Raw genomic sequence first — 23,221 nt, 5'->3', positions numbered from 1 at the left:
GTTCTGTATTTTGATCCTTTAACGATTTCTAGAGTTTCATCTAGAGGTTTCATCACTGCGGCCAGTTACATCGAACAAGAATTGGAACATTATGGGTATGAAGTCAGTAAACAATTTTTTGATATTGATAATCGGTTGCAAGGTCAGTTAGAAACTTCTACTCAAGACAGTGAATTTGCTATTAGAATTGCAACAGGCTCTTCATCCACTACCGAAGAAGGAACATTTGGTTCGGTATACCATTCTGGAAAAGGTGAACCGAGTGAATTTCCAGACGAAATTGAAGGAAACATCGCTTTAATTGAAAGGGGAGACTTCTCTTTCTGGGAAAAAGTTAATAATGCAACAGAAGCCGGTGCTTCGGGAGTGATCATTTATGACAATACAGATAGTCTTGTTCCTCCCACACCGAGTTTAGGTGGGAACTCAGCCTCTATTCCAGTAGTGGCCATTACCAAAGATGATGGAGAATCACTTTTGGAGAAAATGGAATCTGAAGAGGTGACAGCCACCATTAAAATAAGTGAAATTACCAATCAGACATCACAAAATATTATTGCAGTCAAGGAACCTAAGGGAAAACCTGACAATGATCATGATATCGTCTATGTTACTGCGCACTATGATAGCGTTCCGTATGCACCAGGAGCAAGTGATAATGCTTCCGGAACATCTGTTGTGTTAGAATTAGCAAGAATTATGAAAGGCTATGCAACTGACAAAGAGGTCCGTTTTGTGTTTGTTGGAGCAGAAGAAATTGGACTTGTCGGGTCTCGGTATTATGTTAGCCAACTTTCGGATGATGAATTAGATAGAAGCCTTGCAAATTTTAATTTAGATATGGTAGGCACCAACTGGGAAGAGGCAACTTCCTTATTTGTCAATGTAGTAGACGGTGCACCAAATCTAGTTTGGCAATCTACTAGTGATGCTGCAGAACGGTTAGGAAATGATTCAATAGTACTTTTTGAGCGAGGAGCATCCGATCACGTCGCATTTTACGAAGCAGGTATTGATGCAGCCAATTTTATTAGAAGAGAACCAGAAACTGCATCATTAGAACCATGGTACCATACTCCATTCGATACAATTGATAAAATCAGTCAGGAACGAATACAAGAAGCGGGAGAAATTATCGGTTCTGCTATATATGATGTTGTACGTAAAGAAACGCCTCAACGCAAAAGGAATCAAGGTGAGCGTAGGGATGAGGGAGATTATTTATTGAATGAAGAAGTCTATGTTGAATAGATAGGCATAAACCTAACTTAAAAAAGATTAATGGATAATAGCAGTGTTTGAAACAGATTGTTTACCTACAGACACTGCTATGAACGTGATAACAAAGGACAATTAATCAGGGGCCACGGGGAAAGGAAGAGACCAATGCAAAAAGCATCTAAAAAAGGTGCTTTTTGCTTTTTTCAGTGGTGAAGGCCCCCCAAAAATTTAATCAGGCTTCATAGAAGTGATTTTATAAGGAACAGCAAATAACCCGTCGTTTTCTAGCCATTCAGCAAAAAGGGCATCCTCAATTTTACTTATGCCATTGGCTGCTAACTGATTTATTAGCCATGGGTCGTCTTTGTTTATTTCATCTAAATTTTCCCTAATTAATACCCCGTCTTTAATTAATGTTATGGGCAGATAAACAGGGTGATTAGGCATATTAAAGTCTTGCAAGGTTGTTTTTTGGTATTTCGATTTTTTAAGGACACTGATAGATCCATTTGACTCAATAATTGCAAATGCTACCTCACGAATAGAGAAAATCTCACTTTGACGAAGTAAACTTTGCAGTTGATTAATGTTCATCCGACTTTTTTTTAACTGATCAAAGTCAATCTGACCATTTCGAATAACCACTGAAGGTTTACCTTCAAACATGTGCCTTAGTAATAAAGACTTTTGAGCAAGATAATCAACTAAAAATAATAAACTTCCCCATATAAGTATAGTAAATAAGATATAAATAATAGGTATATTCTTTTCATAGACAGCATTTCCTAACAATTCGCTTAAGACAATTGCTGATATAAAATGAAATGGAGTAAATTGGTCTATTAATTTCTTTCCTATGATTCTGATTAAGAGAAACAGCAAAAAAAACCCTATGATTAACTTAATAGACATTTGTATTAGATCCACTGTTTATTCCTCCAGGTAAAAAGTATTACACTATTATCTTTACCAAGATCTAATCGATAAATACAAACTTTGAGAGATTCAGTGAAGAGTGGGGGAGAACCGGAACCACGGGGACAGGAACCTTGGACCACTCTAAGCCTTAACGGGCTTGCGTAATCAACATTTTTGATATGTTTGGTATTCCAGGTAGATTGCAGGGAACTCTATGTAGCTCAGAATTTCATTGCCATTTTCCCTAGTATTATAGAAAGTAAATAATAATCCTAACCTCCCTCAACTACCAAGAACTACAAAAAACCAAAAATGGCCCAAGGTTCCTGTCCCCGCGGTTCACGCGGTCCACGCTCCATGCAAATAACTCTTGACATTTCACCCGAAATAATTGAGAATGATAATCAATCGCGTGGTTTTGGAGGAGAGAATAATTTGAAACAGGAAGAATTATTTGATGTGACAGTGATTGGCGGAGGACCAGCAGGACTTTATTCGGCGTTTTACAGTGGTCTAAGGGAAATGAAAACTAAAATTATTGAATATCAGTCGGTGCTGGGCGGTAAGGTCCATGTGTACCCGGAGAAGATGATCTGGGACATTGGAGGATTACCACCATTACCAGGTGCCAAACTGATTGATCAAATAACAGAACAAGGGCTCACATTTAATCCTACGGTTGTGCTGAATGAGAAAATTGAGTCAATCAGCAAGAATGATGAGGATATTTTTGTGCTGCAGGCAGCTTCTGGCCAAAAGCATTTCTCCAAATCAGTGATTGTAGCTGTTGGTGGAGGAATATTAAATCCGCAGCGGCTGAAGATTGAAGGAGCTGAAAGATTTGAAGTATCAAATTTAAATTATACAGTGAAATCACTGCAGCGTTTTAAAGATAAAACCGTTATTATCTCAGGTGGAGGAAATACGGCAATTGATTGGGCAAATGAATTGGTCAACATTGCCAAAAACGTGTATCTGACTTATCGGAAGGATGTCCTATCCGGTCATGAGGCCCAAGCTACCCGATTAATAAACAGTGATGCAGTTTGTTATTTTAACTGCTCCATTACCAAATTAATCTCCCAATCAAAAAAGGATCGAATTGAGCATGTGGAATTGACAAACCATCAGACAAATGAAACCTTATCCCTGCCAATTGATGAAGTAATTATTAACCATGGGTACGAGCGTGATACCTCGCTTCTTGAAAATAGCCCATTGAATATCGAAATGGCAGAAGGATATTTTATTGCTGGCAATGCCCAAAGTGAAACATCTGTTAAGGGATTGTATGCAGCAGGGGATATTTTGCAGCATGATGGAAAATTACATCTTATTGCCGGAGCTTTCCAGGATGCAGCAAATGCTGTCAATAGAGCAAAGCAATTTATACAGCCGGATGCCGAAAAGATTGGCATGGTGTCTACCCATAATGAAATTTTTAAAGAACGTAATCGCGCGATTGTCAAGCGATTGGTCAATTAAAAAAGGCCTCTGTTATATATATATAAAAGCCCGCACTTCAATATTTATAAGGTGCATCTATTAGAAACACAGATCAAACTCGTCTAAATCAGGCGAGTTTTTGTTGTTTCTAAATATATTAAAAATTAAATACATATGATATGCTGAACTAAACATTGTGAAAATTGTACGTAAAGTAATGGATTAGCGTCGTTTAATTAAAATAGGGGGAGTGAAATGATAAAAAGGAAAATAGTCTATTCTGTAATTTTCTGTTTAATTATGCTGGGTATAGTTGGTTGGTTTTGGACAGAAGGCTTTGGCTTTATTGACTCCAACGTCACTGGCGATTCTATTGAAGAAGCTATTTTTGAATATACATCAAATACGAGTCATTTGGATATGCAGGCAGGTATCCTGGAAACAGTAGAAATCGACAAGGGTACGTTTCTGGTTTTTACACAAAATGAAAATCTGGATGCGATTCATTCCAGCGTTGTAAGGAAAAAATGGAATGGTAAGTGGAAGGTGGCAACGATGTCGGGAAATGCGCCTATTGAGCAGCACCCTGGTGAAACAAACCCCTATTATTGGACCAGAATAGGGACAGATGAGGCTGCAGGATATTGGGGGGTCATTTACGATTCCAATGTGGAAACGATTGTATTAAAAAATAATAAGGAAGAAAGAGCAGATGTTTTAGATTTACCTGATTATCCGCCAATATGGTATAAAGTAAAGCCACATCCATCTGAGAATTTTAAAAATATAGATATGAAAGCTATTGATTCTAAAGGCGAGGAGGTTCCATGGAGCCCTATTGACTATTAAGGAACAGGGCAGCCGACGGCATCGGCATAACTGCCTGCCAAAAGACTTGGAAGATTTCTTGTCTGAATTTTTTTAATCTAGTAAATGGGGAATCTCAACCTTTTTACCGTCAATTAATCAATTAATATTTAAAAATTTACAGAATAGGTTTATAATTAAGAGATAAAGGGTTTTTATTGCTTTTGTTTTTAAAAACAGGAAAACAAGAGCGTGTATATATTTTCGTAAATTTAGTGGATAAGGAAGGATATAATGAGCGACAAACAAACACAGACAGACGTTATCTTAATTGGTGCCGGTGTTATGAGTGCGACGCTGGGGTCATTGTTGCAGGAGTTAGCACCTGAAATGGAAATTAGAGTGTTTGAGAAACTAGCAAAAGCAGGGGAAGAAAGTTCGAACGAATGGAATAATGCGGGCACGGGGCATTCTGCACTTTGTGAGCTTAACTACACATCCGAAAATCCGGATGGAACGGTGGATATAGGCAAAGCGGTAAACATCAATGAACAGTTTCAGCTTTCAAGACAGTTTTGGTCTTATTTGGTAAACCGCAAATTGATTGATAATCCACAAGGTTTTATAAGAGCTTTACCACATATGAGTATGGTCCAGGGAGAAGCCAATGTAAACTTCCTTAAAAACCGATTTAAAGCGTTATCAAAAAATCCGCTGTTTCAGGGAATGGAGTTTTCTGAGGATTCGGCAACATTGAAAGAATGGATGCCACTCATTATGAATGGCCGTACATCAGATGAACCGATAGCCGCCACAAAAATCGATTCTGGAACAGATGTCAATTTCGGGGCACTGACCCGAGCTTTATTTGATCACTTGAAGCGTTCCGGTGCAGATGTCAATTACAATCACACTGTCGAGGATATCCAACGTAATAGCGAGGGATTATGGGAAGTGAAGGTACATGATGTGGTTAACGGCAAGATTGAATACCATACAGCTAAATTTGTCTTTATCGGTGGTGGAGGCGGAAGTCTTCATTTATTGCAAAAAACAGGTATTCCGGAGTCAAAACATATCGGAGGGTTCCCGGTGAGCGGGCTGTTTATGGTATGTAACAACCCCGAAGTCGTGGAGCAGCATCATGCAAAAGTTTACGGAAAAGCTAAGCTTGGGGCTCCGCCAATGTCTGTTCCGCATTTGGATACCCGATTTATTGACGGCAAAAAATCATTATTGTTCGGACCGTTTGCCGGGTTCTCACCGAAGTTCCTAAAAACCGGTTCATTGCTTGATTTGATGACTTCCGTAAAATCGGATAATCTATTAACGATGCTGTCTGCGGGTGTGAAAGAGCTGCCGCTGACAAAATATCTGATTCAGCAAGTCGTATTGTCGAATGAAAAGCGTATGGAAGAATTGCGAGAGTTTATCCCTGAGGCGAAAAGCGAGGATTGGGGTATCGTCGTAGCCGGACAGCGTGTGCAAGTAATCAAGGACACGGAGGAAGGCGGCAAAGGGACACTTCAATTCGGCACGGAAGTTATCAGTGCAGCGGATGGTTCAATCGCAGCATTGCTAGGTGCTTCGCCGGGGGCTTCCACAGCGGTTCATGTCATGCTGGAAGTAATGGAAAGAGGTTTCCCTGAACAAATGAAAGAATGGGAACCGAAGATAAAAGAAATGATTCCATCCTATGGCATGTCACTTTCCGAAAACCCTGAACTTTACAGGGAAATTGAAGCTTCGATTGAAGAAACACTTGGCCTGAAAGAGGAAGAACGTGAATTGGTCATTTCCTGAATGGAAGAGAGATTTTCGTTCACTCTATGAAACCTGGAAATTAGTGAAAATACAAACAAAACCTTTAATCTTGCATGAGATTAAAGGTTTTTTCATTGGTATATAATAGGATGAGCAAAATCCAGGGATGGTGCCCTTATCCCAGGACCCGTTCACTTTCATATGATAGTATAGTCATAACAATCAATAATGAAGCATCACGTTATGGAGGTATACATATGTACAAAAAACTGTTCCTGCCTGTATTCCTTACTCTATTCCTCATCGCGACTTATTTAGACCTTAAATACAAAGGTTTGTTCTACCGCTTATTACCCGGGTCGGTTCAAGCTTATTGTAATGCCTTATTTGAAAAAGAATAATTAATGACGCGGCCTTGCCATATAGAGAGAGGCATTGGAATGAGACCCTCGCACGGTTTATTTGTTTACATTCTGTGGTTAAGGGTATTATAGTACGTACACTTAAATCATTAACAGGGAGGGGAAGGAGAACATGAAAAGTATTACCCCCGTTTTTTTATGGAGTGTTGCGCTTTGCTTGATAATCCTTATTTGGGGCGTTATCGCACCTGTAAATTTGGAGAGCGTATCAAACTCCGTGACGGCGTTTTTTTCAGATAATTTTGGCTGGTATTATTTATTGCTCGTCACAGTCTTATTGGTATTTTGTATCTATTTAATCTTTTCTCGCTTTGGAGATATAAGGCTTGGGAAGGATGGCGAAAAACCGGAATTTAATCTAATGAGCTGGTTTGCGATGTTATTTAGTGCTGGTATGGGAATGGGGATGGTGTTCTGGACCACCGCAGAGCCGATTTCTCATGCGTTTACGTCCCCGCCTAATGCGGAAGCTGGGTCTGCACAGGCGATTAATGAATCCCTTCAATATTCTTTTTTTCATTGGGGTGTGCATGCATGGGCCATTTATGCCGTTGTAGCACTTGTTCTCGCTTATTTTAAGTTCCATAAGGACTACCCAGGGTTAATCAGCGCCACACTCGTTCCATTATTTGGAGAAAAAGCAATGAAAGGCTGGATTGGGACTCTAATTGATGTGCTTGCAGTATTTGCGACTGTAATGGGAGTTGCTGCAACATTAGGATTTGGTTCAGCCCAAATTAATTCCGGACTGAATTACTTATTCGATATTCCCAGGAATTACGGCACGCAGTTAATCGTACTGATTATTGCCACTGTTCTTTTCATCGTGTCAGCGTGGAGTGGTATACATAAAGGAATCAAGTATTTAAGTAATGTAAATATGGGTCTTGGCTTTCTTTTATTGGGAATGCTTTTTATCGTTGGACCAACCATCTATATTCTGAATATGTTCGTCGATACCATTGGGAGCTATATCACAAATTTCTTTGAGATGAGTTTTAACTTGGCACCACAAGACGATGACGCACGAGGCTGGATCAATGCCTGGACTATCTTCTATTGGGCATGGTGGATCTCTTGGGCTCCGTTTGTAGGGATCTTTATTGCTCGTATTTCACGTGGCCGCACAATTAAAGAATTTATGATAGGCGTATTGTTCGTTCCGTCGATTATCTGTTTTATTTTCTTTGCCGTTTTTGGGGTGTCTGCGCTGAATATCGAGCAAAACGGAATTGCGGTACTTTCTGACTTGCCGATTGAAACAGCTACCTTTGGGGTACTGCTGGAATACCCATTAGGCGCGTTGATGTCATTTATTACGATTTTCGTTATTGCGATTTTCTTTATCACATCGGCAGACTCTGCCACATTTGTTTTAGGAATGTTAAGTTCCAAAGGTTCAGTTTCACCGAAAGGAAGCGTGAAAATCATATGGGGGATCATACTTTCCGCCATGGCCGCAATTATCGTTTATTTTGGTGGGACACAAGGATTGCAAAACTTTCTGATTATATCGGCATTACCATTTTCCTTTGTCATTCTGCTCATGGCTATTTCATTCTATAAAGCCGCAAGAATTGAAAAAATGAAGGAAAAATTAAAGCCGAAAGAGTCAAAGAAGACTGCACTTTCTAAGAATATATAAGAAAAAAACCATACATGAAGAACTCAAGGGATACGTCTGTTATCCGTTGAGTTCTCTTTTTCTTTCCCAAAATAAGTTCAATTACATATAAAAGTGAATGAAATCTTGATGTTGCAGGGAGATGCAATATTGTCACATCTAGTTTAATATGGTTTATGTGCAATAATACGTTTATGTAAAAATACAATTCAATCCATAAAAAAGGAGAGCCGTGTATGCTCCAATTTCCAATAGATGAACCAGTGATTATCTTCGCCATCGCAATGGTTATCTTTTTTCTATCTCCACTATTAATGAACAAACTTAGAATACCAGGAATCGTAGGGCCGATTCTTGCCGGGGTTATTATTGGCCCAAATGGGTTGAATCTTTTGGAAAGAGACCAAACCATTGTCTTGTTAGGTACGGTTGGCCTTTTATTTATTATCTTTATTGCAGGGCTTGAGCTCGACCTGGATGGCTTTAAAAAATATCGGAATCGAAGCATCTTGTTTGGATTACTATCCTTCAATATCCCACTCGTTCTCGGAACTGTTGTCAGTCTGATGCTCGGCTACAGTTTGCTTGCTTCGATTCTTATCGGATCTATTGTTGGATCTCATACTTTATTGGCATATCCAATTGCCAGCAGGCTTGGAATAACGAGAAACAAGGCTGTAACGACTGCCGTCGGTGGAACACTATTGACGGACACGCTTGCCTTATTGATTCTGGCTGTTATCACCGGGGCTGCGCAAGGCCAGTTAACCTATCAATTTTGGATTGAAATGATTATTTCTTTAACTGTATTTGTGTTTATTGTCCTCTGGGGAACCCCCATCATATCCAGATGGTATTTCCGTAATTCCCTGAATGATGGTGTGACAAATTTTACATTCGTAATGGTCATTTTGTTCATTTCCGCCTGTTTCGCCGTACTGATTGACATGCAGCCAATCATCGGGGCGTTTCTTGCAGGGTTGGCATTAAATCGCTTTGTACTTGATCATGGAACACTGATGAATCGAATTCGTTTTATTGGAAATGCGCTATTTATTCCGTTCTTTTTGCTGTCTGTGGGGATGTTGATGGACTTAAGTGTTCTATTTACAGATCCAAAGGCTTGGCTCGTAACAATAGCTATATTGATAGCGGTTTTCATTGGGAAATGGTCAGCTTCCATATTAATCAGCAAAATATATCGCTATACCCCGACGGAAAGGGAGGTCATTTTCGGACTCACTATTCCGCAGGCAGCTGCAACACTTGCATCGACATTGGTCGGTTTTGAAGTCGGATTGCTTGATCAGGCAACTGTTAACGGGGTCATTATCATGATTCTGATAACGTGCTTTATTGGTCCATATCTGGTTGAAAAGTATGGCCGTAAGCTAGCATTAGAAGAAGATACAAAAGAATTCGAGGATAAACAGGGGCCGGAGCGTATTTTAATCCCATTATCCAACCCGAATACCGCCCAAGCTTTAATGAGTCTGTCATTTATGATTAAACAGCCAAATGGAGAAGATCAGCCATTATATCCGTTAACCGTTGTAACAAAAAATGCAAAATCGGTTGAAGGTGAAGTCGCAAAGGCGGAAAAAATGCTGGGTCAGGCATTGACACACGCATCGAGTGCCGAAATTCCGGTAAGGCTAGTAACGAAAGTAGATAATAACATAACAGATGGAATTATCAGAGCCGTTGCGGAAGAGAGAATCAATACCATTGTAATGGGGTGGAACGCTGAAAGAAGTTCGAATAAACTTTTTGGCAGTGTTCTCGATCGTCTGATTGACCAGACAAATCAAACGATATTGGTTACGAAGCTTGACCATCCGTTGAACATAACAAGTCGGGTTGTGCTGATCATTCCTTTCGGAGCGGATCATAAACCAGGGTTTAAGGATGCATTAAGAAGAATAAAAATGCTGACAGCTAAACTCAACGCCACGTTAATGGTATTCGTAATCAGAGGCTCAGAAGAGATTTATGAAAGACATATGAAAGAAATCAAACCGAATTCCCCAACAACGCTCAAGCGCATCGATGGCTGGACAGCGTTACAGGAAAGGTATTCGGCAGAGTTGAAGGAAGATGACCTGGTCATCATATTAAGTGCCAGAAGAGGGACTGTTGCCTGGCATCCAAAGCTTGAGGAATTACCGAAGCGTTTAGCGGAAGTCAAACGCGATAGTTTCATCATTTTCTACCCTAGAGAAGAAATGGATATCGATTTAAGGGGCGCCAAAGGAATTGAAGTTCCTAAAGAGGTATTGCGCAGGAAAGATTATGACGGGAATTAGTCATGTTAAACTTTGATAAAAAACGACAGCTAATCAAGAGACCCATAGCCGATAACTAGTTTCTCGGCCATGGGTCTCTTTGTATATTTTTCAGGTTATCTATATTTACTATTCTAAACCGATTAAAATAAAGCACTGGTCATCATTTTTAAATCGATTGTCTCCTTCCGTTTCAAGGGAGTATATTATCTTTTCTTTAAAACGATTTAAGGCCAATGATTTATTTTCCTTTAACAGGCTACTGAGGCGCGTTAAACCAAGCGGCTCAGATACACCGTCCGTGTAAAGCAAAAGCTTGCTTCCTGGCTTATAGGTAATCGTTTCGGATTTAAAATGAATACCTTCCAATGATCCGATCGGCGGTGTCATCGCACCAAATTCCTGTTGGATTCCATTAGAATCCTGATAAATGGCAGGTGGATGGCCGGCATTCGTATATTCAATCGTCTGTTTATTCGTATCAATAAGCAGATAAATGGCTGTACAATAATGCCAGGCTTCTTCATTGCTTTGAAATAGGTGGTGCAGGTGATTATCCAATTCCTTCATGACGAAATCTGGAGCAGAACCTTTTGAAACCAATTTTTGAAACAAGGATTGGAGAGACATTGTTATCAGAGAGGCAGATATACCATGTCCCATTACATCCAGCAGGATTACCCCGTACTGGTGCTTGTTTATTTGATAGAAACCATACGTATCACCGGACAATTCACTAGATGCCCTGTAATAGGAATCAATTTGAAGATTCTCATTGTATATTGGTGCCGTTAAGGAGGTTTCCTGTATTTTCTTGGCAAGCTTCAATTCTTCTTGTGTCTCTATTTTATACTTTTGATTTTGCTTATTGACTTTAAGAAGCTCCTCTTGTTTTGCCTCCAGCTTTTTAAGGGCAGTCTCCAATTGGGCGTTTGCTTTGCTCTTTTCATTGGAAGCATCTTCAGCCAATTTTCTGGCGATGATCAATTGGTTCTCATATTCACTTCTTCTCCGCATTGGAATAATTACACATACGATTACAGTGTTTCCGTTATTCCTATTTAGGGAAGCGTTAATCAGGACGGGTACTTCCTCACCACTTCTCGGTGCCAACGACAGGTACATTTCTTCAACAGTATGCTCTACCATTATCAATGGCATGAAATAAAGCTGAAGAAAAACACGAGCGGAGGCTGTTAAGATAGAATTGATATGTTGTCCAACAAGCTGATCGGTGTTTTTGTAGCCGAGCAAATGAATTAATGTCTGATTGATAGATAGTACGGTGCCATCCTTTGATAGATTCAGAAATCCACAGGGGGCATCATTTAATTGTTCGTCCATTAAATAAGGCCACCTTCTGGGACTGCTTCATATGGAGTTCCTTCCAAATAATCTTGAATCATTTGTATTGTCTCTTCTGGGTGACTCATATGCGGACAGTGCCCTGTTGCTTTCATGTATGCAATTTTACTGTTTGGAAGATGTTCATGCATATATTCGCCTACACTTTCAGGGGCGATAATATCCTCCGAACATTGCAGAATCAAAGATGGTACAGTAACTTTTGGCAAGTCTTTACGGTTATCCGAAAAGAAAGAAGCTTCGGCAAATGTACGGGCAATAACCGGGTCTGTAGAACAAAAGCGATCTTCCAGTTCACTGGCTACATCGGACCGCTCCGGATTGTTGATGATCGTGGAAGCAAAGACATTTGCCCAGCCGATATAATTCCTATCCATCATATCAATCAAACCTGTCAGATCCTCTTTTTCAAAACCGCCAAAATACGCTGGCGGATCGTTAAGGTAGCAAGGGGATGGTCCGAGCAATATAAGCTTAGAAAAGTACTCAGGGTGCTGTAAGGATGCAAGGATACCTATCATACTGCCAACAGAATGGCCAACAAATATAGCATCCTTTAAATCCAGGGCCGAGCAGACATCCAATACATCCTGTGCATAACCGGAAAGGGCACTGTATTTCTCTGGATCGAATGCATTTACATCTGATTTTCCTAACCCTACATAATCAAACAAAATGACTTGATAATCATTTGTGAATGATTCGGATACGGAGGTCCAGACGGTTTGGTCACACCCAAACCCAGGAGCGAATACGAGAGGCTGTTTTCCTTTTCCCATAACATTTACATTGTTTCGCTTTAAAATATTGTCGGTCATATTAAAGGCCCCTTTCGCTAAATATCTATATTAAAGTGCAAACGTAATTTTAACGTATTATAAGGTCTATCATAACATTTGCCAAGGTAAAAAAGTAACGATAGGCTTGATTGGGAATGTTCAAATTGACCTTTTTGATTCAAAAATGGTTAATAGCTCATCCTAACTTGTATAATGTAATAATATCACTGGAAATAATAAAAAAAATACTTTATAGAATGAGGCAAAAATGATGAGCGATCGAGACTTTGCAGATTATCCATTAAGTGAGGAAATAGTAAGAGCGATAAAAGGATTAGAATACAAGACGCCGACGGAGGTCCAGACGAAAGTCATACCACTTGCATTGGACAGGAAAGACCTTGTTGTAAAATCACAAACAGGAAGTGGGAAGACCGCATCGTACGGAATTCCAATTTGTGAATTGGTCGATTGGAAAGAAAATAGACCACAGGCATTGATTCTAACTCCGACAAGAGAGCTTGCAGTTCAAGTGAAGGAGGACTTCACAAATATAGGAAGGTTTAAGCGGATTAAGGCAACAGCACTCTACGGAAAACAACCGATTGCCATTCAAAAGACGGAATTAAAACAGAAAACACATGTGGTTGTGGGCACTCCGGGACGTGTTTCGGACCATATTGAAAGAGGCACCTTGCATTTGAATAAAATCGACTATCTGGTTATTGACGAAGCAGATGAAATGTTAAACATGGGTTTCATCGAACAAGTGGAAGACATTATAAAAGAGCTGCCGCAAAATCGAGTGACAATGCTGTTTTCGGCAACACTTCCTGAGGCCGTGAAGGATTTAGCCCGTAAGTATATGAAAACACCTGCCGATATTTCGATAAAAGCAACAGGACTTACAACGGAAAAAATAGAGCACATCCTGTATGAGGTTCCGGAAGCGGATAAATTTATGAGGCTTACTGACGTAACAGTCGTTGAAAACCCGGATAGCTGCATCATTTTCTGCCGGACAAAAGATCGGGTAGATTCGGTTTCAGATCAATTAAAACGAAAAGGCTACAGCTGCAGTAAAATCCACGGGGGAATGGAACAGGATGAGCGACTTGCTGTAATGAATGGCTTCAGAAAAGGAGAATTCCGCTATTTAGTTGCTACGGATGTTGCTGCCAGGGGGATTGATATTGATAATATTACACATGTTATCAATTATGACCTGCCTTTAGAGAAGGAAAGCTATGTCCATCGTACCGGCAGGACAGGACGTGCAGGTCAGAAGGGAAAAGCCATTACCTTTGTTACACCATTTGAAGATCGATTTTTGAAAGAGATTGAAGAATATATTGGTTTTGGAATACCGAAAATGGCACCTCCGTCAAAAGAGGAAGTGACTCGAAAACGGTCTGCCTTTCAGGAAAAGATGAAGATGTATCAAGAAGTTAAAAAGTCAAAAAGTGAAGAGTTAAATAAACAGATTATGAAGTTGTATTTTAATGGCGGAAAGAAAAAGAAGCTTAGAGCGGTTGATTTCGTCGGCACCATTGCTAAGATAGATGGAGTGACAGCTGATGATATTGGTATCATAACGATCATGGATACAGCAACCTATGTGGAAATACTGAATGGCAAAGGCCCGCTGGTACTGAAAACGATGAAACATACAACCGTAAAAGGAAAACAATTGAAGGTCTATGAGGCCAATAAATAAAATTTGAATGAATTTATAAAGCAGGTGTTCTATGGAAGCATTCGTATTTATTTTGATAATATTAGTGGCCTCCATACTACAAACAAGTACAGGGTTCGGTTTCTCAATCCTTGCTACCCCTTTTCTTCTTTTATTATATGAACCAAAGGAAGCCATACAAATCAACCTTGCACTTTCACTCGTCATCTCTATTTCCTTAATAGCGAAAGTCAGAAAAGATATGGATCGGGGTATACTAAAAAGGTTTATAATTGGAAGTGCTGCCGGTCTGCCGATTGGGATCATTGTTTTTTTGATCATCGATATAAATAAGTTGAAATTGGGAGTAAGCCTGATTGTCCTTGTCCTGACATTTATGCTTATGCTGCAGTTTCGCATCAATCAAAATAAACAGAGGGACATGATTGTCGGTGGGCTCTCTGGAACGTTAACAACAAGCATCGGTATGCCTGGGCCGCCTTTGTTGCTGTATTTTTCAGGCACAGATACGAAAAAGGAAAAATTAAGAGGCACAACACTGGCATTCTATTTGTTTATCTATTTCACGAGTCTGGTAATTCAAGTTGTTTTTGCCGGAACAAATAAAACAATCTGGATTTCCAGCGGACTGGCTTTACCGCTTGTACTGATTGGCTTGTATTTGGGACAGCGTCTATTTAAGTGGTTTAACCAGCGGGTCTTTCAGTTGGTTATTTATATTATCTTGTTGTTTACAGGGGTGTATCTGTTGATTGAGAGCTGGCAATAATTGTTTGTCGAAGTCTGGAAAAATATGATCGTAATGGAAGGACCCTCACAATCTGAAGGACAAAATACCTTAATGTTACTTATGCAAAAAATGTTAAAGGACAATTCAATAGAAGGGTGAAGGATGACCTGCACTAAGCTGGTCATCCTTTTTGTTGTGCTCATCCCCTGATTCAATCCTTATGGCACTATGTATCTTACATATAAAGCATGTTAATCGATTAAATCGTACTGTTTTAAGAAAAACAGTTAAAAAAACAGTGCTTTCTACCGATATATTAATTATTGATGCTCTGGTTGTATGGAAAAACTTCATAAAATCTGGGGCAATAAGATATAGAGAAAATATTGAACAACGAGGAGTATACAATGAAAAGATTATCATTCAAGTCAATCAGAACAAAAATATTATTTGGGTTCATAACAGTTGTTTTATTTGTACTCGTATTAAACTCCATAACAAATCTATCTATCTTTACTTCCAATAAGCAAACGGAAGAGATGGTTGACCACCATCTTGAATTACTGATAGTGGATAAGGAATTGGAAACAGACCATGCAATGCGAACTTCCTTCCTCCAGTCGTATCTGCTTCACGGTGACCAAGGTTCCAAGGATATGTTCCTGGCCATGGGGGAACAGACAAGCGAATTGGAAAATCGGCTGCTTGAACTGGATAACTCAGAAGCAACACAAGCCCTTGTTGAAAGAAAGCAGGATTGGAGTGAGCTTACGCTTGAAGTAATTGATTTATATGATGCAGGCAATGAAGACCAGGCATTGGATATTATGAGCGGGGAAATCATCGCTATAGCGGGAGAAATCGTCACGCAATTTCAGGAAAGAGCTAACAACCAGGAAGCATATATAAAAGAGCTCGGTGGCGATGTCGTTGAAACGGGCAGCAATACGTTTATAGTCAGCTGGATTCTTACCATTCTTGTAATTGTAGCAGCTATAGTTGTTGCTTTGATTACTTCCCGTTCGATTTCCAATCCGATCAGGTCGGTGATGGATCGAATGAATAGTATTGCGGATGGGGATATCAGCAGAGAGCCGCTTGAAGTAAGGACGAAAGATGAAGCAGGGCAGCTTGTTATTGCCACGAACGAAATGAGCAGGAAAATGAAGGAACTGCTTACAAAGATTTCTGCTGTATCGGAAACCGTATCAAGACAAGGCGTGGAATTATCAAATTCTGCAAATGAAGTGAAAGCAGGGTCCGATCAAGTTTCCGTTACGATGCAGGAATTGGCTACTGGCTCTGAAACACAGGCCAATAGTGCCAGTGACCTAGCCTCTGTGATGGCGGGCTTTACCGTAAAGGTACAGGAAGCTAACGAAAAAGGCGAGAGAGTCCATCAATATTCCGGACAGGTACTTGACATGACTTCCAAGGGCAGCGAATTAATGCATAATTCCACACAACAAATGGTGGAGATTGATCATGTCGTAAAAGATGCTGTAAAGAAAATGCAAGGTCTGGATACACAAACACAGGAGATTTCCAAGTTAGTATCCGTCATTGAAGAGATTGCAGCACAAACGAATTTACTCGCATTAAACGCAGCTATTGAAGCAGCGAGAGCGGGTGAGCATGGGAAAGGCTTTGCCGTAGTGGCAGATGAGGTTAGAAAATTGGCGGAACAAGTTTCCAATTCGATCACAGACATTACTGGAATTGTCAGCACCATCCAACAGGAATCTGCAAATGTAGCTGATTCATTAAAAGGTGGCGTGACAGAGGTAGAAAAAGGAACAGAGCAAATCCAAACTACTGGTAATACGTTAAATGAGATAGGTAAATCCGTCACAAGAATGTCTCAGGAAATTAATGAAGTATCGGAAAACCTATCAAATATTGCATTAAGTACAGAGAAAATGAGTGGGGCAATTGAAGAGATTGCATCCGTCTCCGAAGAAGCTGCTGCTGGAGTGCAGCAAATTGCCGCGTCAACGGAACAAACCAACAATTCGATGGATGAAATTACCGGAAGCACGGCCCGGTTATCTAAATTGGCGGAAGAACTGAATGGTTTGGTCCGACAGTTTAAAATTCATTAAAGGAACAAGAGAGAATCCGGCATATTCGGGTTCTCTCCTTTAGTTTCTGGCAAATTCACCTTCAACCTCCACCGTTTCGAAAATATTAATAAAAGCCTTCTTATCATGTGAACGAACGATTTGCTTAATTTGCAGTGTTTCATAGCGTGTCACTACCATCATCAAAATCTGTTTGGACTCTTTTGTATAGCCGCCATATCCTTCTGTAATGGTAATCCCCCGGTAAATGGACTGGAGTAGCTCTTCACGGATGGCTTCCCCTTCTGTTGTAACAATCTGCATTGTCAATTTAATTTGGCTGGTATGAACTTTATCAATCATTTTTCCGGTTAAATAGATGGACAATAGTGTATATAATGCGATATCCCATCCAAAAACATAACCTGAAATAAGCACAATGATACCATTCATAGCCGTGAGAAGAAGCCCAACGCTGACATTACTGTTACGTGAAATAATAATCGCGATGATGTCCAATCCACCTGATGTGCCAGCAAACTTCATAATGGTTCCTATACCGATTCCAGCAATTGCCCCACCGAAAATCGCTGCCAGCAAAATATTGTCTGTCAGGAATACTACTGGCAGGATGTATAAGAAGAATGAGAGTGTGACTACGCAGACCAATGTATTGATCGTAATTTCTTTTCCCAGCTTGTAGTAGCCTAAAATGAGCAATGGTATGTTCAGAAGAAAATTTAACACACCAATATCAAATGGGGTGAGGATCCCAATGAGAATCGCTATCCCGCTGATCCCACTGCTTAATATTTCAAAAGGTACAAGGAAAAAATTAAAAGCGAACGCAATAATTAGCGAACCAAGGATAACCATAAAATTTTTAAACAATCGTATCCCTCCTGAACGATGTAAATTACCCTGAAGTAAGAGGATGTTGTTCCTGTTAGAATATACTACCCGAAAAAAGTTTTTGTGTCAGTAACTATTTTGTTTCCAATTCTGGCACTAGCTTATTTAACATATGATATGATTTTAAATAGAATAGCAAAGATAGCGGGGAACTTCCATGATAAATATAAATCTGGGATTATAGGCCTTGAAGCAGTGAGAAGGATTTACGTAAATGAGAAAGAATCCAAGAGCTTCAGCAGAAAAAAAGACATATTCAAGGAAGATGATGCAGTACAGCAGGTGCTTTAAGAGGTTACCTGGCGAAAGATATTTGAGATATGTAAAAGGAGTGTTTTCATGGACAGCATCATACAGAGGGATTTTGCCAATCTTGAAGCGAAGGATAAAAACATACAATACGAGGCATACAACCATATTGTTGAAGCAATTGACCATAAGGTTGACTGGGCTTATGAAGTTTGGGATGAGCTCGTAAATGGTCTTCGTTCATCGGACAACCATAAGCGATCTCGATGTGCACAGTTTCTTGCAGGACTAGCTAAAAGCGACCCTGATAAACGGATAATGACCGATTTTCCAGCTTTATGGCAAGTTACCAGGGATGAGAAATTTGTTACCGCGAGACATGCATTGCAATCGATATGGAAGGTCGGACTGGCGGGTGAAGAGCAGCGGGAAGTGGTAATTCAGCATTTTGTCGACCGATTCAAAAATTGCCAGGATGAAAAAAATTATACACTGATCCGGTATGATGTGATTGTAGGTCTCAGAAACCTGTATGATGAATTGAAGAATGAGGAAATAAAACAGGTTGCCCATGGGTTAATAGAAATAGAGGATGATCAGAAGTATCAAAAGAAATATGCAAAAGTTTGGAAAAATATATAGGCTATGGAATTTTTGATTTCCTGTAGCTAAATTAAAACCTATCCCCCAGCAGCCTGAATGCCATATCCGGGGCATTCAGGCTGCTGGGGGATAGGTTTTTTAATAAGCTTCACACTCTAATTTACCTCATCTTCCATCGATGGATCTTCCATCATGGGGTCTTCCGGATTCTCGCCGTCCTCTGCTGCACAACCGACCATAACTCCAGCTGAAAGGATTGCTACCATCATTGCAAATGTCAGCTTCTTCACTTTCATCGTGATCACCTCTCTTGATCAAGTTTTTAGATACCCATAGTACAGTACCACAATTGACAGAAAATTAAACATGATTAGACTATTTTAATTATTTCCTGTTAAATAAGATTGGAGGCGTGTTGCATTAACAAATCCTTGTACTTCTATATGTGTAAATTTTAAGTAAAAATTAAAAATACAATAGACTTATTATTTGTTCATGTTAATATTTATATATAGAGAGATCAAGGAAGGCGGGGTTTCAGGTGAAAATTTGGATGAGAAAAATAGCGGTTGTTCTTGTTACAATTGCCACATTGGGCATTTATACGCCGACCGCCCTTCTAGAAGCGAATGCGGATGAAGACAAGGATACATTATCCTCAAAAGCTGATGTGAATGAAGCTGTCTCAGACTCCACGGAAGCGGAACAGATTGATTTTAATATAGCGCCGGACAAGCCCTCAAGCAGAGACTATATTGTGAATCAGCTCACTGAGAAGGCGAAAGAACAAACCATAACGAAATTTGGACCAAAAATTGCAAGTCGGGTGGAAGATGAATTCACATCCGTTATCCTTCCAAATATAGAAGCAGTACTGCAAACGATCGTGGAAAAAAATGCTGCGGATGAATATACTTATTTTGCGATCACCGAAGAACCTGCGAAGGGCTATGGTGAACGTATTTTTAATGTTTATGACAACAAGAAGGCTGAAGATGTAGCAAAGTTCCATGTACGCCGTGATAATCGCCCGATGGAAGGCTATTACTTTAATTTTCACTATCATTTAAGCAGTGACGGGTTTAAAGAACATCATGATATTGGTGACATCTTTTGGGAAAAAAATACCCCACCGAAGTGGATGGCTTAAAATCATGGGTTCCATTGGCTCTCACAAGGAGAGCCCCTGCCCAACACGGGAGAGGCGGTCCCTGACTCGGTAGAGCACCCGTCAAACATGGGAGAGGCGGTCCCTGACTCGGTAAAGCCCCCGCCCAACACGGGAGAGGCGGTCCCTGACTCGGTAGAGCACCCGCCCAACTCGGGACACGCACCCCCTCACCCGGTAGAACCCGTCCCAAACTCGGGACACGCACCCCCTCACGCCAATTTCTCCAACAATACTCCAATTTTTTCGTTATTGACGACCTGATCTGCATACAAGTCCATATCCGTCTTTTCCTGATTAACGATTACTAATCGGGCACCATTTTCTTTGGCGATAAGTGGAAATTGATTCGCTGGTGTTACGCTTAATGACGAACCTAAGACGATAAACAGGTCGGCTCTTTGCGTCTCCTCAAATGCAGCCTGGAAAGCATCCTCAGGTAATGTTTCACCGAACAATACGATGGATGGACGCAAGATACCACCACAGTCACAATGATATTCATTCCGGATATATTCCTTGCTGTCATATCCCTTTCTGCATGTTTGACAATGCAGTTTTTGCAGTGTTCCATGGAGTTCTGCTACCCGTTTACTCCCTGCCATCTGATGAAAGCCGTCTACATTTTGCGTGATAATTGACTGTATGATTCCCTGCCTTTCCCAATCGGCCAAAATATAATGTCCCTTATGTGGTTTGTATTCCTTTACTCCAATGACACGTTCACGATAAAACGCCGTGAACTCCTCTATATTGTTATTCAATGCATCTGTACTGGCAATTTTGCTTGGATCCTTTTTCTTCCATAAACCATTGTTTGACGAACGGAAATCAGGCAGTCCACTCTCCGTCGACATCCCTGCCCCGGTAAAGACAACGGTATAATTCGCTTCATTCAGTAATTTTTTCAGCATCGTATTCCCTCCGCAGCTGTTGATTGGTTTTATTATACAATGATACCCGTTTACACAGCTATTATTATTGACATGAAAAAATGGATATGGTATTAAGATTATAGGGATTAGCACTCTGAGCGAGAGAGTGCTAAAATATTTAATTTTGTAGGAGGAGAGTAAAAAATGGGAAAGAGAAAATTTAAAGCAGAATCCAAAAAGCTATTGGATATGGTGATCAACTCCATTTATTCGCAGCGTGAGGTATTCCTGAGAGAGCTTATTTCCAATGCGAGCGATGCAATCGATAAAATTTATTATAAAGCACTGACTGACGAGAACCTGACATTCAATAAAGATGACTACTACATAAAAATCGATGCAAATAAGGATAGCAGAACGTTAAAGGTTATTGATACAGGTATCGGAATGACGAAAGAAGATCTTGAAAACAATCTTGGAGTCATTGCCAAAAGTGGTTCCCATACATTTAAAGCGGAAAATGAGATCAAGGATGGTCATGACATCATTGGACAATTTGGTGTCGGATTTTATGCTGCCTTCATGGTAGCCGAAAAAGTAACGGTTATCAGTAGATCCATAGACAGTGATGAGGCCTTCAAGTGGGAATCCAAAGGTTCTGATGGCTACTCGATTTCACCTGCCGAGAAAAGTGAAGTAGGTACAGAAATCATCCTTCATATTAAAGAGAATGAAGAAGATGAGAACTATGATGAGTTTCTGGAACAATATCGTCTGAAACAGATCACCAAAAAGTACTCCGACTTTATCCGCTACCCAATCAAAATGGACATCGTCGAAAGCAAGCCGAAAGAAGACAGCGAAGATGAGTATGAAGACGTTATTGAAGAACAGACGTTAAACACGATGGTTCCTATCTGGAAAAAGAATAAAAGTGAGCTGACAGATGAGGATTACGAAAACTTCTACAACGAAAAGCATTATGGCTTTGATAAACCATTAAAACATATTCATATCAATGTTGATGGGAATGTACGATATAATGCGATTCTCTATATCCCTGAGAATGCCCCGCATAATTACTATACAAGAGAATATGAAAAAGGTCTGGAGCTTTATTCCAATGGCGTTTTGATTATGGAGAAATGTGCTGATCTGCTCCCTGACTATTTCAGCTTTGTAAAAGGGATGGTAGACTCTGAGGATCTTTCTCTCAACATTTCCAGAGAAATGCTGCAGCATGACAGACAACTGAAGCTTATTGCCAAAAATATCAACAAAAAGATTAAAACACAATTGCTCAGTGTCCTTCGTGATGAAAGGGAAAAATATGAGACATTTTATAAATCCTTTGGCCAGCAGTTGAAATATGGCGTATACAGTGATTACGGCCAAAACAAAGACCTGTTGCAGGATCTGTTGCTGTTCTATTCTTCCAAAGAGAAGAAACTCGTAACACTCGAGGAATACGTATCCAGAATGCCTGAGGACCAAAAGTATATTTACTATGCTACCGGTGACTCTAATGAAAGAATAGAAAAGCTGCCTCAAACAGAACTTGTTGCAGACAAAGGCTATGAAATCCTCTACTTCACAGATGAAATTGACGAATTTGCAATCAAAATGCTGATGAATTATAAAGAAAAAGAATTCAAATCCGTTTCAAGCGGTGACTTGGGAATCGAGGATGACGAAAAGGACTCAACGGAAGAGGAAGCGAAAGAAAACAAAGATCTGTTTGAAGCGATGAAAGGAATCTTATCTGAAAAAGTAAAAGATGTACGAGCATCCAAACGACTGAAATCGCATCCTGTTGTCCTGACTGCGGACGGAGAAATTTCACTGGAAATGGAAAAAATCATTAATGCAATGCCGGATGATCAAAATATTAAAGCTGATAAAATCCTTGAAATCAATACAAACCATGAAGTTTTCCAGACACTTAAAAACGCGCAGGAGCAAGATGAAGATAAACTTAAGCTGTACACAAACTTGCTGTATAACCAGGCACTTCTTATCGAAGGCCTGCCAATCAACGATCCTGTAGAATTTACAAATGATATTTGTAAAGTAATGGTTTAATAAAAGATTGAAGTAATTCCCTTGCCTGATTCCTCTTTGGCAAGGGATTTTCTTAAGCAAAAGTATAGAAATATCCCTATCTGCCTAGGTGCAACTAACGTTAACCCCCGTTAACTTTTTGACAACCAAGTTTTTTTAAGCAAATACGAATGTTCCTGTATAGTTAACGAAGCATTCATTCGCCTTATTGGTCAGCTGCCTAAGAACCCTCTTGT

General features: G+C 40.0%; 19 protein-coding genes. 13 read left to right on the top strand and 6 right to left on the bottom strand.

What is annotated here, in order from left to right; all coding sequences use genetic code 11:
- On the top strand, positions 1-1,251 hold a 1,251-nt coding region (locus A4245_RS15500), incomplete at its 5' end, for a M20/M25/M40 family metallo-hydrolase (protein ID WP_067729542.1).
- A gap of 198 nt (positions 1,252-1,449) precedes the next feature.
- On the opposite strand, the gene A4245_RS15495 is transcribed toward A4245_RS15500, so the two are convergent.
- Positions 1,450-2,148 (bottom strand): DUF421 domain-containing protein, encoded by a 699-nt coding sequence (locus A4245_RS15495; protein WP_157087741.1) that lies wholly within the window; start codon positions 2,146-2,148, stop codon positions 1,450-1,452.
- 426 nt (positions 2,149-2,574) lie between these two features.
- Between A4245_RS15495 and A4245_RS15490 the strand changes: the two genes are divergently transcribed.
- The 5 genes from A4245_RS15490 (at position 2,575) to A4245_RS15470 (ending at position 10,508) form a co-directional block, all read left to right on the top strand.
- A complete protein-coding gene (locus A4245_RS15490; RefSeq protein WP_067729540.1) occupies positions 2,575-3,624 on the top strand; it encodes an NAD(P)/FAD-dependent oxidoreductase in 1,050 nt (349 codons plus the stop codon).
- Between the two features lie 216 nt (positions 3,625-3,840).
- The gene (locus A4245_RS15485; RefSeq protein WP_067729539.1) at positions 3,841-4,434 is read left to right on the top strand and encodes a glycosyltransferase family protein; all 594 of its coding nucleotides are present in this window, start codon (positions 3,841-3,843) and stop codon (positions 4,432-4,434) included.
- A gap of 252 nt (positions 4,435-4,686) precedes the next feature.
- The gene (locus tag A4245_RS15480; RefSeq protein WP_067729537.1) at positions 4,687-6,195 is read left to right on the top strand and encodes a malate:quinone oxidoreductase; all 1,509 of its coding nucleotides are present in this window, start codon (positions 4,687-4,689) and stop codon (positions 6,193-6,195) included.
- A gap of 495 nt (positions 6,196-6,690) precedes the next feature.
- On the top strand, positions 6,691-8,223 hold the full coding sequence (locus A4245_RS15475) for a BCCT family transporter (RefSeq protein ID WP_067729535.1): 1,533 nt from the start codon (positions 6,691-6,693) through the stop codon (positions 8,221-8,223).
- Positions 8,224-8,438: 215 nt separating this feature from the next.
- Positions 8,439-10,508, top strand: coding sequence for a cation:proton antiporter (locus A4245_RS15470; protein WP_067729533.1), 2,070 nt, complete (start codon positions 8,439-8,441; stop codon positions 10,506-10,508).
- Between the two features lie 108 nt (positions 10,509-10,616).
- Here the strand turns inward: A4245_RS15470 and A4245_RS15465 are convergent, their stop codons facing one another.
- Positions 10,617-11,831, bottom strand: coding sequence for a SpoIIE family protein phosphatase (locus A4245_RS15465; protein ID WP_067729531.1), 1,215 nt, complete (start codon positions 11,829-11,831; stop codon positions 10,617-10,619).
- The gene (locus A4245_RS15460) at positions 11,831-12,670 is read right to left on the bottom strand and encodes an alpha/beta fold hydrolase (RefSeq protein WP_067729529.1); all 840 of its coding nucleotides are present in this window, start codon (positions 12,668-12,670) and stop codon (positions 11,831-11,833) included. The genes A4245_RS15465 and A4245_RS15460 overlap by 1 nt, the downstream gene beginning before the upstream one ends.
- 232 nt (positions 12,671-12,902) lie before the next feature.
- Here A4245_RS15460 and A4245_RS15455 point away from each other — a divergent pair, with 232 nt between their 5' ends.
- The 3 genes from A4245_RS15455 to A4245_RS15445 all read left to right on the top strand — a co-directional run bounded on the left by A4245_RS15455 (position 12,903) and on the right by A4245_RS15445 (position 17,159).
- A complete protein-coding gene (locus tag A4245_RS15455) occupies positions 12,903-14,348 on the top strand; it encodes a DEAD/DEAH box helicase (protein ID WP_067729527.1) in 1,446 nt (481 codons plus the stop codon).
- A gap of 31 nt (positions 14,349-14,379) precedes the next feature.
- Positions 14,380-15,096, top strand: coding sequence for a sulfite exporter TauE/SafE family protein (locus A4245_RS15450; RefSeq protein ID WP_067729524.1), 717 nt, complete (start codon positions 14,380-14,382; stop codon positions 15,094-15,096).
- A 368-nt stretch (positions 15,097-15,464) separates the two neighbouring features.
- A complete protein-coding gene (locus A4245_RS15445) occupies positions 15,465-17,159 on the top strand; it encodes a methyl-accepting chemotaxis protein (protein WP_067729522.1) in 1,695 nt (564 codons plus the stop codon).
- Between the two features lie 39 nt (positions 17,160-17,198).
- Here the strand turns inward: A4245_RS15445 and A4245_RS15440 are convergent, their stop codons facing one another.
- Positions 17,199-17,993 (bottom strand): YitT family protein, encoded by a 795-nt coding sequence (locus A4245_RS15440; protein ID WP_067729550.1) that lies wholly within the window; start codon positions 17,991-17,993, stop codon positions 17,199-17,201.
- A 99-nt stretch (positions 17,994-18,092) separates the two neighbouring features.
- Between A4245_RS15440 and A4245_RS15435 the strand changes: the two genes are divergently transcribed.
- Both A4245_RS15435 and A4245_RS15430 read left to right on the top strand, forming a co-directional pair.
- Positions 18,093-18,320: a hypothetical protein gene (locus A4245_RS15435; protein WP_067729520.1), complete on the top strand. Its 228-nt coding sequence runs from the start codon at positions 18,093-18,095 to the stop codon at positions 18,318-18,320.
- 48 nt (positions 18,321-18,368) lie between these two features.
- The gene (locus tag A4245_RS15430) at positions 18,369-18,920 is read left to right on the top strand and encodes a hypothetical protein (protein WP_067729518.1); all 552 of its coding nucleotides are present in this window, start codon (positions 18,369-18,371) and stop codon (positions 18,918-18,920) included.
- 116 nt (positions 18,921-19,036) lie between these two features.
- Here A4245_RS15430 and A4245_RS20205 read toward each other — a convergent pair whose 3' ends face one another.
- Positions 19,037-19,177 carry a hypothetical protein gene (locus A4245_RS20205; RefSeq protein ID WP_157087740.1) on the bottom strand — a complete coding sequence of 47 codons (141 nt, stop codon included), beginning with the start codon at positions 19,175-19,177 and terminating at the stop codon, positions 19,037-19,039.
- 257 nt (positions 19,178-19,434) lie between these two features.
- On the opposite strand from A4245_RS20205, the gene A4245_RS15425 reads away from it, so the two are divergent.
- Positions 19,435-20,031, top strand: coding sequence for a YpjP family protein (locus A4245_RS15425; RefSeq protein WP_234402429.1), 597 nt, complete (start codon positions 19,435-19,437; stop codon positions 20,029-20,031).
- Between the two features lie 230 nt (positions 20,032-20,261).
- Here A4245_RS15425 and A4245_RS15420 read toward each other — a convergent pair whose 3' ends face one another.
- On the bottom strand, positions 20,262-20,963 hold the full coding sequence (locus A4245_RS15420; RefSeq protein WP_067729514.1) for an NAD-dependent protein deacylase: 702 nt from the start codon (positions 20,961-20,963) through the stop codon (positions 20,262-20,264).
- A gap of 165 nt (positions 20,964-21,128) precedes the next feature.
- Between A4245_RS15420 and htpG the strand changes: the two genes are divergently transcribed.
- Positions 21,129-23,006, top strand: a complete 1,878-nt coding sequence (gene htpG, locus A4245_RS15415) for a molecular chaperone HtpG (RefSeq protein WP_067729512.1) — start codon at positions 21,129-21,131, stop codon at positions 23,004-23,006.
- Positions 23,007-23,221: the final 215 nt, after the last annotated feature.

Source organism: Oceanobacillus damuensis (assembly GCF_001618145.1).
GTDB lineage: Bacteria > Bacillota > Bacilli > Bacillales > Amphibacillaceae > Oceanobacillus > Oceanobacillus damuensis.
This window is presented reverse-complemented; position numbering and strand designations above follow the sequence as displayed.

Coding starts and splice junctions, on each gene's coding strand:
- A4245_RS15485 (WP_067729539.1), top strand. CDS start 3,841: ATGATAAAAAGGAAAATAGTCTATTCTGTAATTTTCTGTTTAATTATG.
- A4245_RS15480 (WP_067729537.1), top strand. CDS start 4,687: ATGAGCGACAAACAAACACAGACAGACGTTATCTTAATTGGTGCCGGT.
- A4245_RS15475 (WP_067729535.1), top strand. CDS start 6,691: ATGAAAAGTATTACCCCCGTTTTTTTATGGAGTGTTGCGCTTTGCTTG.
- A4245_RS15470 (WP_067729533.1), top strand. CDS start 8,439: ATGCTCCAATTTCCAATAGATGAACCAGTGATTATCTTCGCCATCGCA.
- A4245_RS15465 (WP_067729531.1), bottom strand. CDS start 11,831: ATGGACGAACAATTAAATGATGCCCCCTGTGGATTTCTGAATCTATCA.
- A4245_RS15460 (WP_067729529.1), bottom strand. CDS start 12,670: ATGACCGACAATATTTTAAAGCGAAACAATGTAAATGTTATGGGAAAA.
- A4245_RS15455 (WP_067729527.1), top strand. CDS start 12,903: ATGAGCGATCGAGACTTTGCAGATTATCCATTAAGTGAGGAAATAGTA.
- A4245_RS15450 (WP_067729524.1), top strand. CDS start 14,380: ATGGAAGCATTCGTATTTATTTTGATAATATTAGTGGCCTCCATACTA.
- A4245_RS15445 (WP_067729522.1), top strand. CDS start 15,465: ATGAAAAGATTATCATTCAAGTCAATCAGAACAAAAATATTATTTGGG.
- A4245_RS15440 (WP_067729550.1), bottom strand. CDS start 17,993: ATGGTTATCCTTGGTTCGCTAATTATTGCGTTCGCTTTTAATTTTTTC.
- A4245_RS15430 (WP_067729518.1), top strand. CDS start 18,369: ATGGACAGCATCATACAGAGGGATTTTGCCAATCTTGAAGCGAAGGAT.
- A4245_RS20205 (WP_157087740.1), bottom strand. CDS start 19,177: ATGAAAGTGAAGAAGCTGACATTTGCAATGATGGTAGCAATCCTTTCA.
- A4245_RS15425 (WP_234402429.1), top strand. CDS start 19,435: ATGAGAAAAATAGCGGTTGTTCTTGTTACAATTGCCACATTGGGCATT.
- A4245_RS15420 (WP_067729514.1), bottom strand. CDS start 20,963: ATGCTGAAAAAATTACTGAATGAAGCGAATTATACCGTTGTCTTTACC.
- htpG (WP_067729512.1), top strand. CDS start 21,129: ATGGGAAAGAGAAAATTTAAAGCAGAATCCAAAAAGCTATTGGATATG.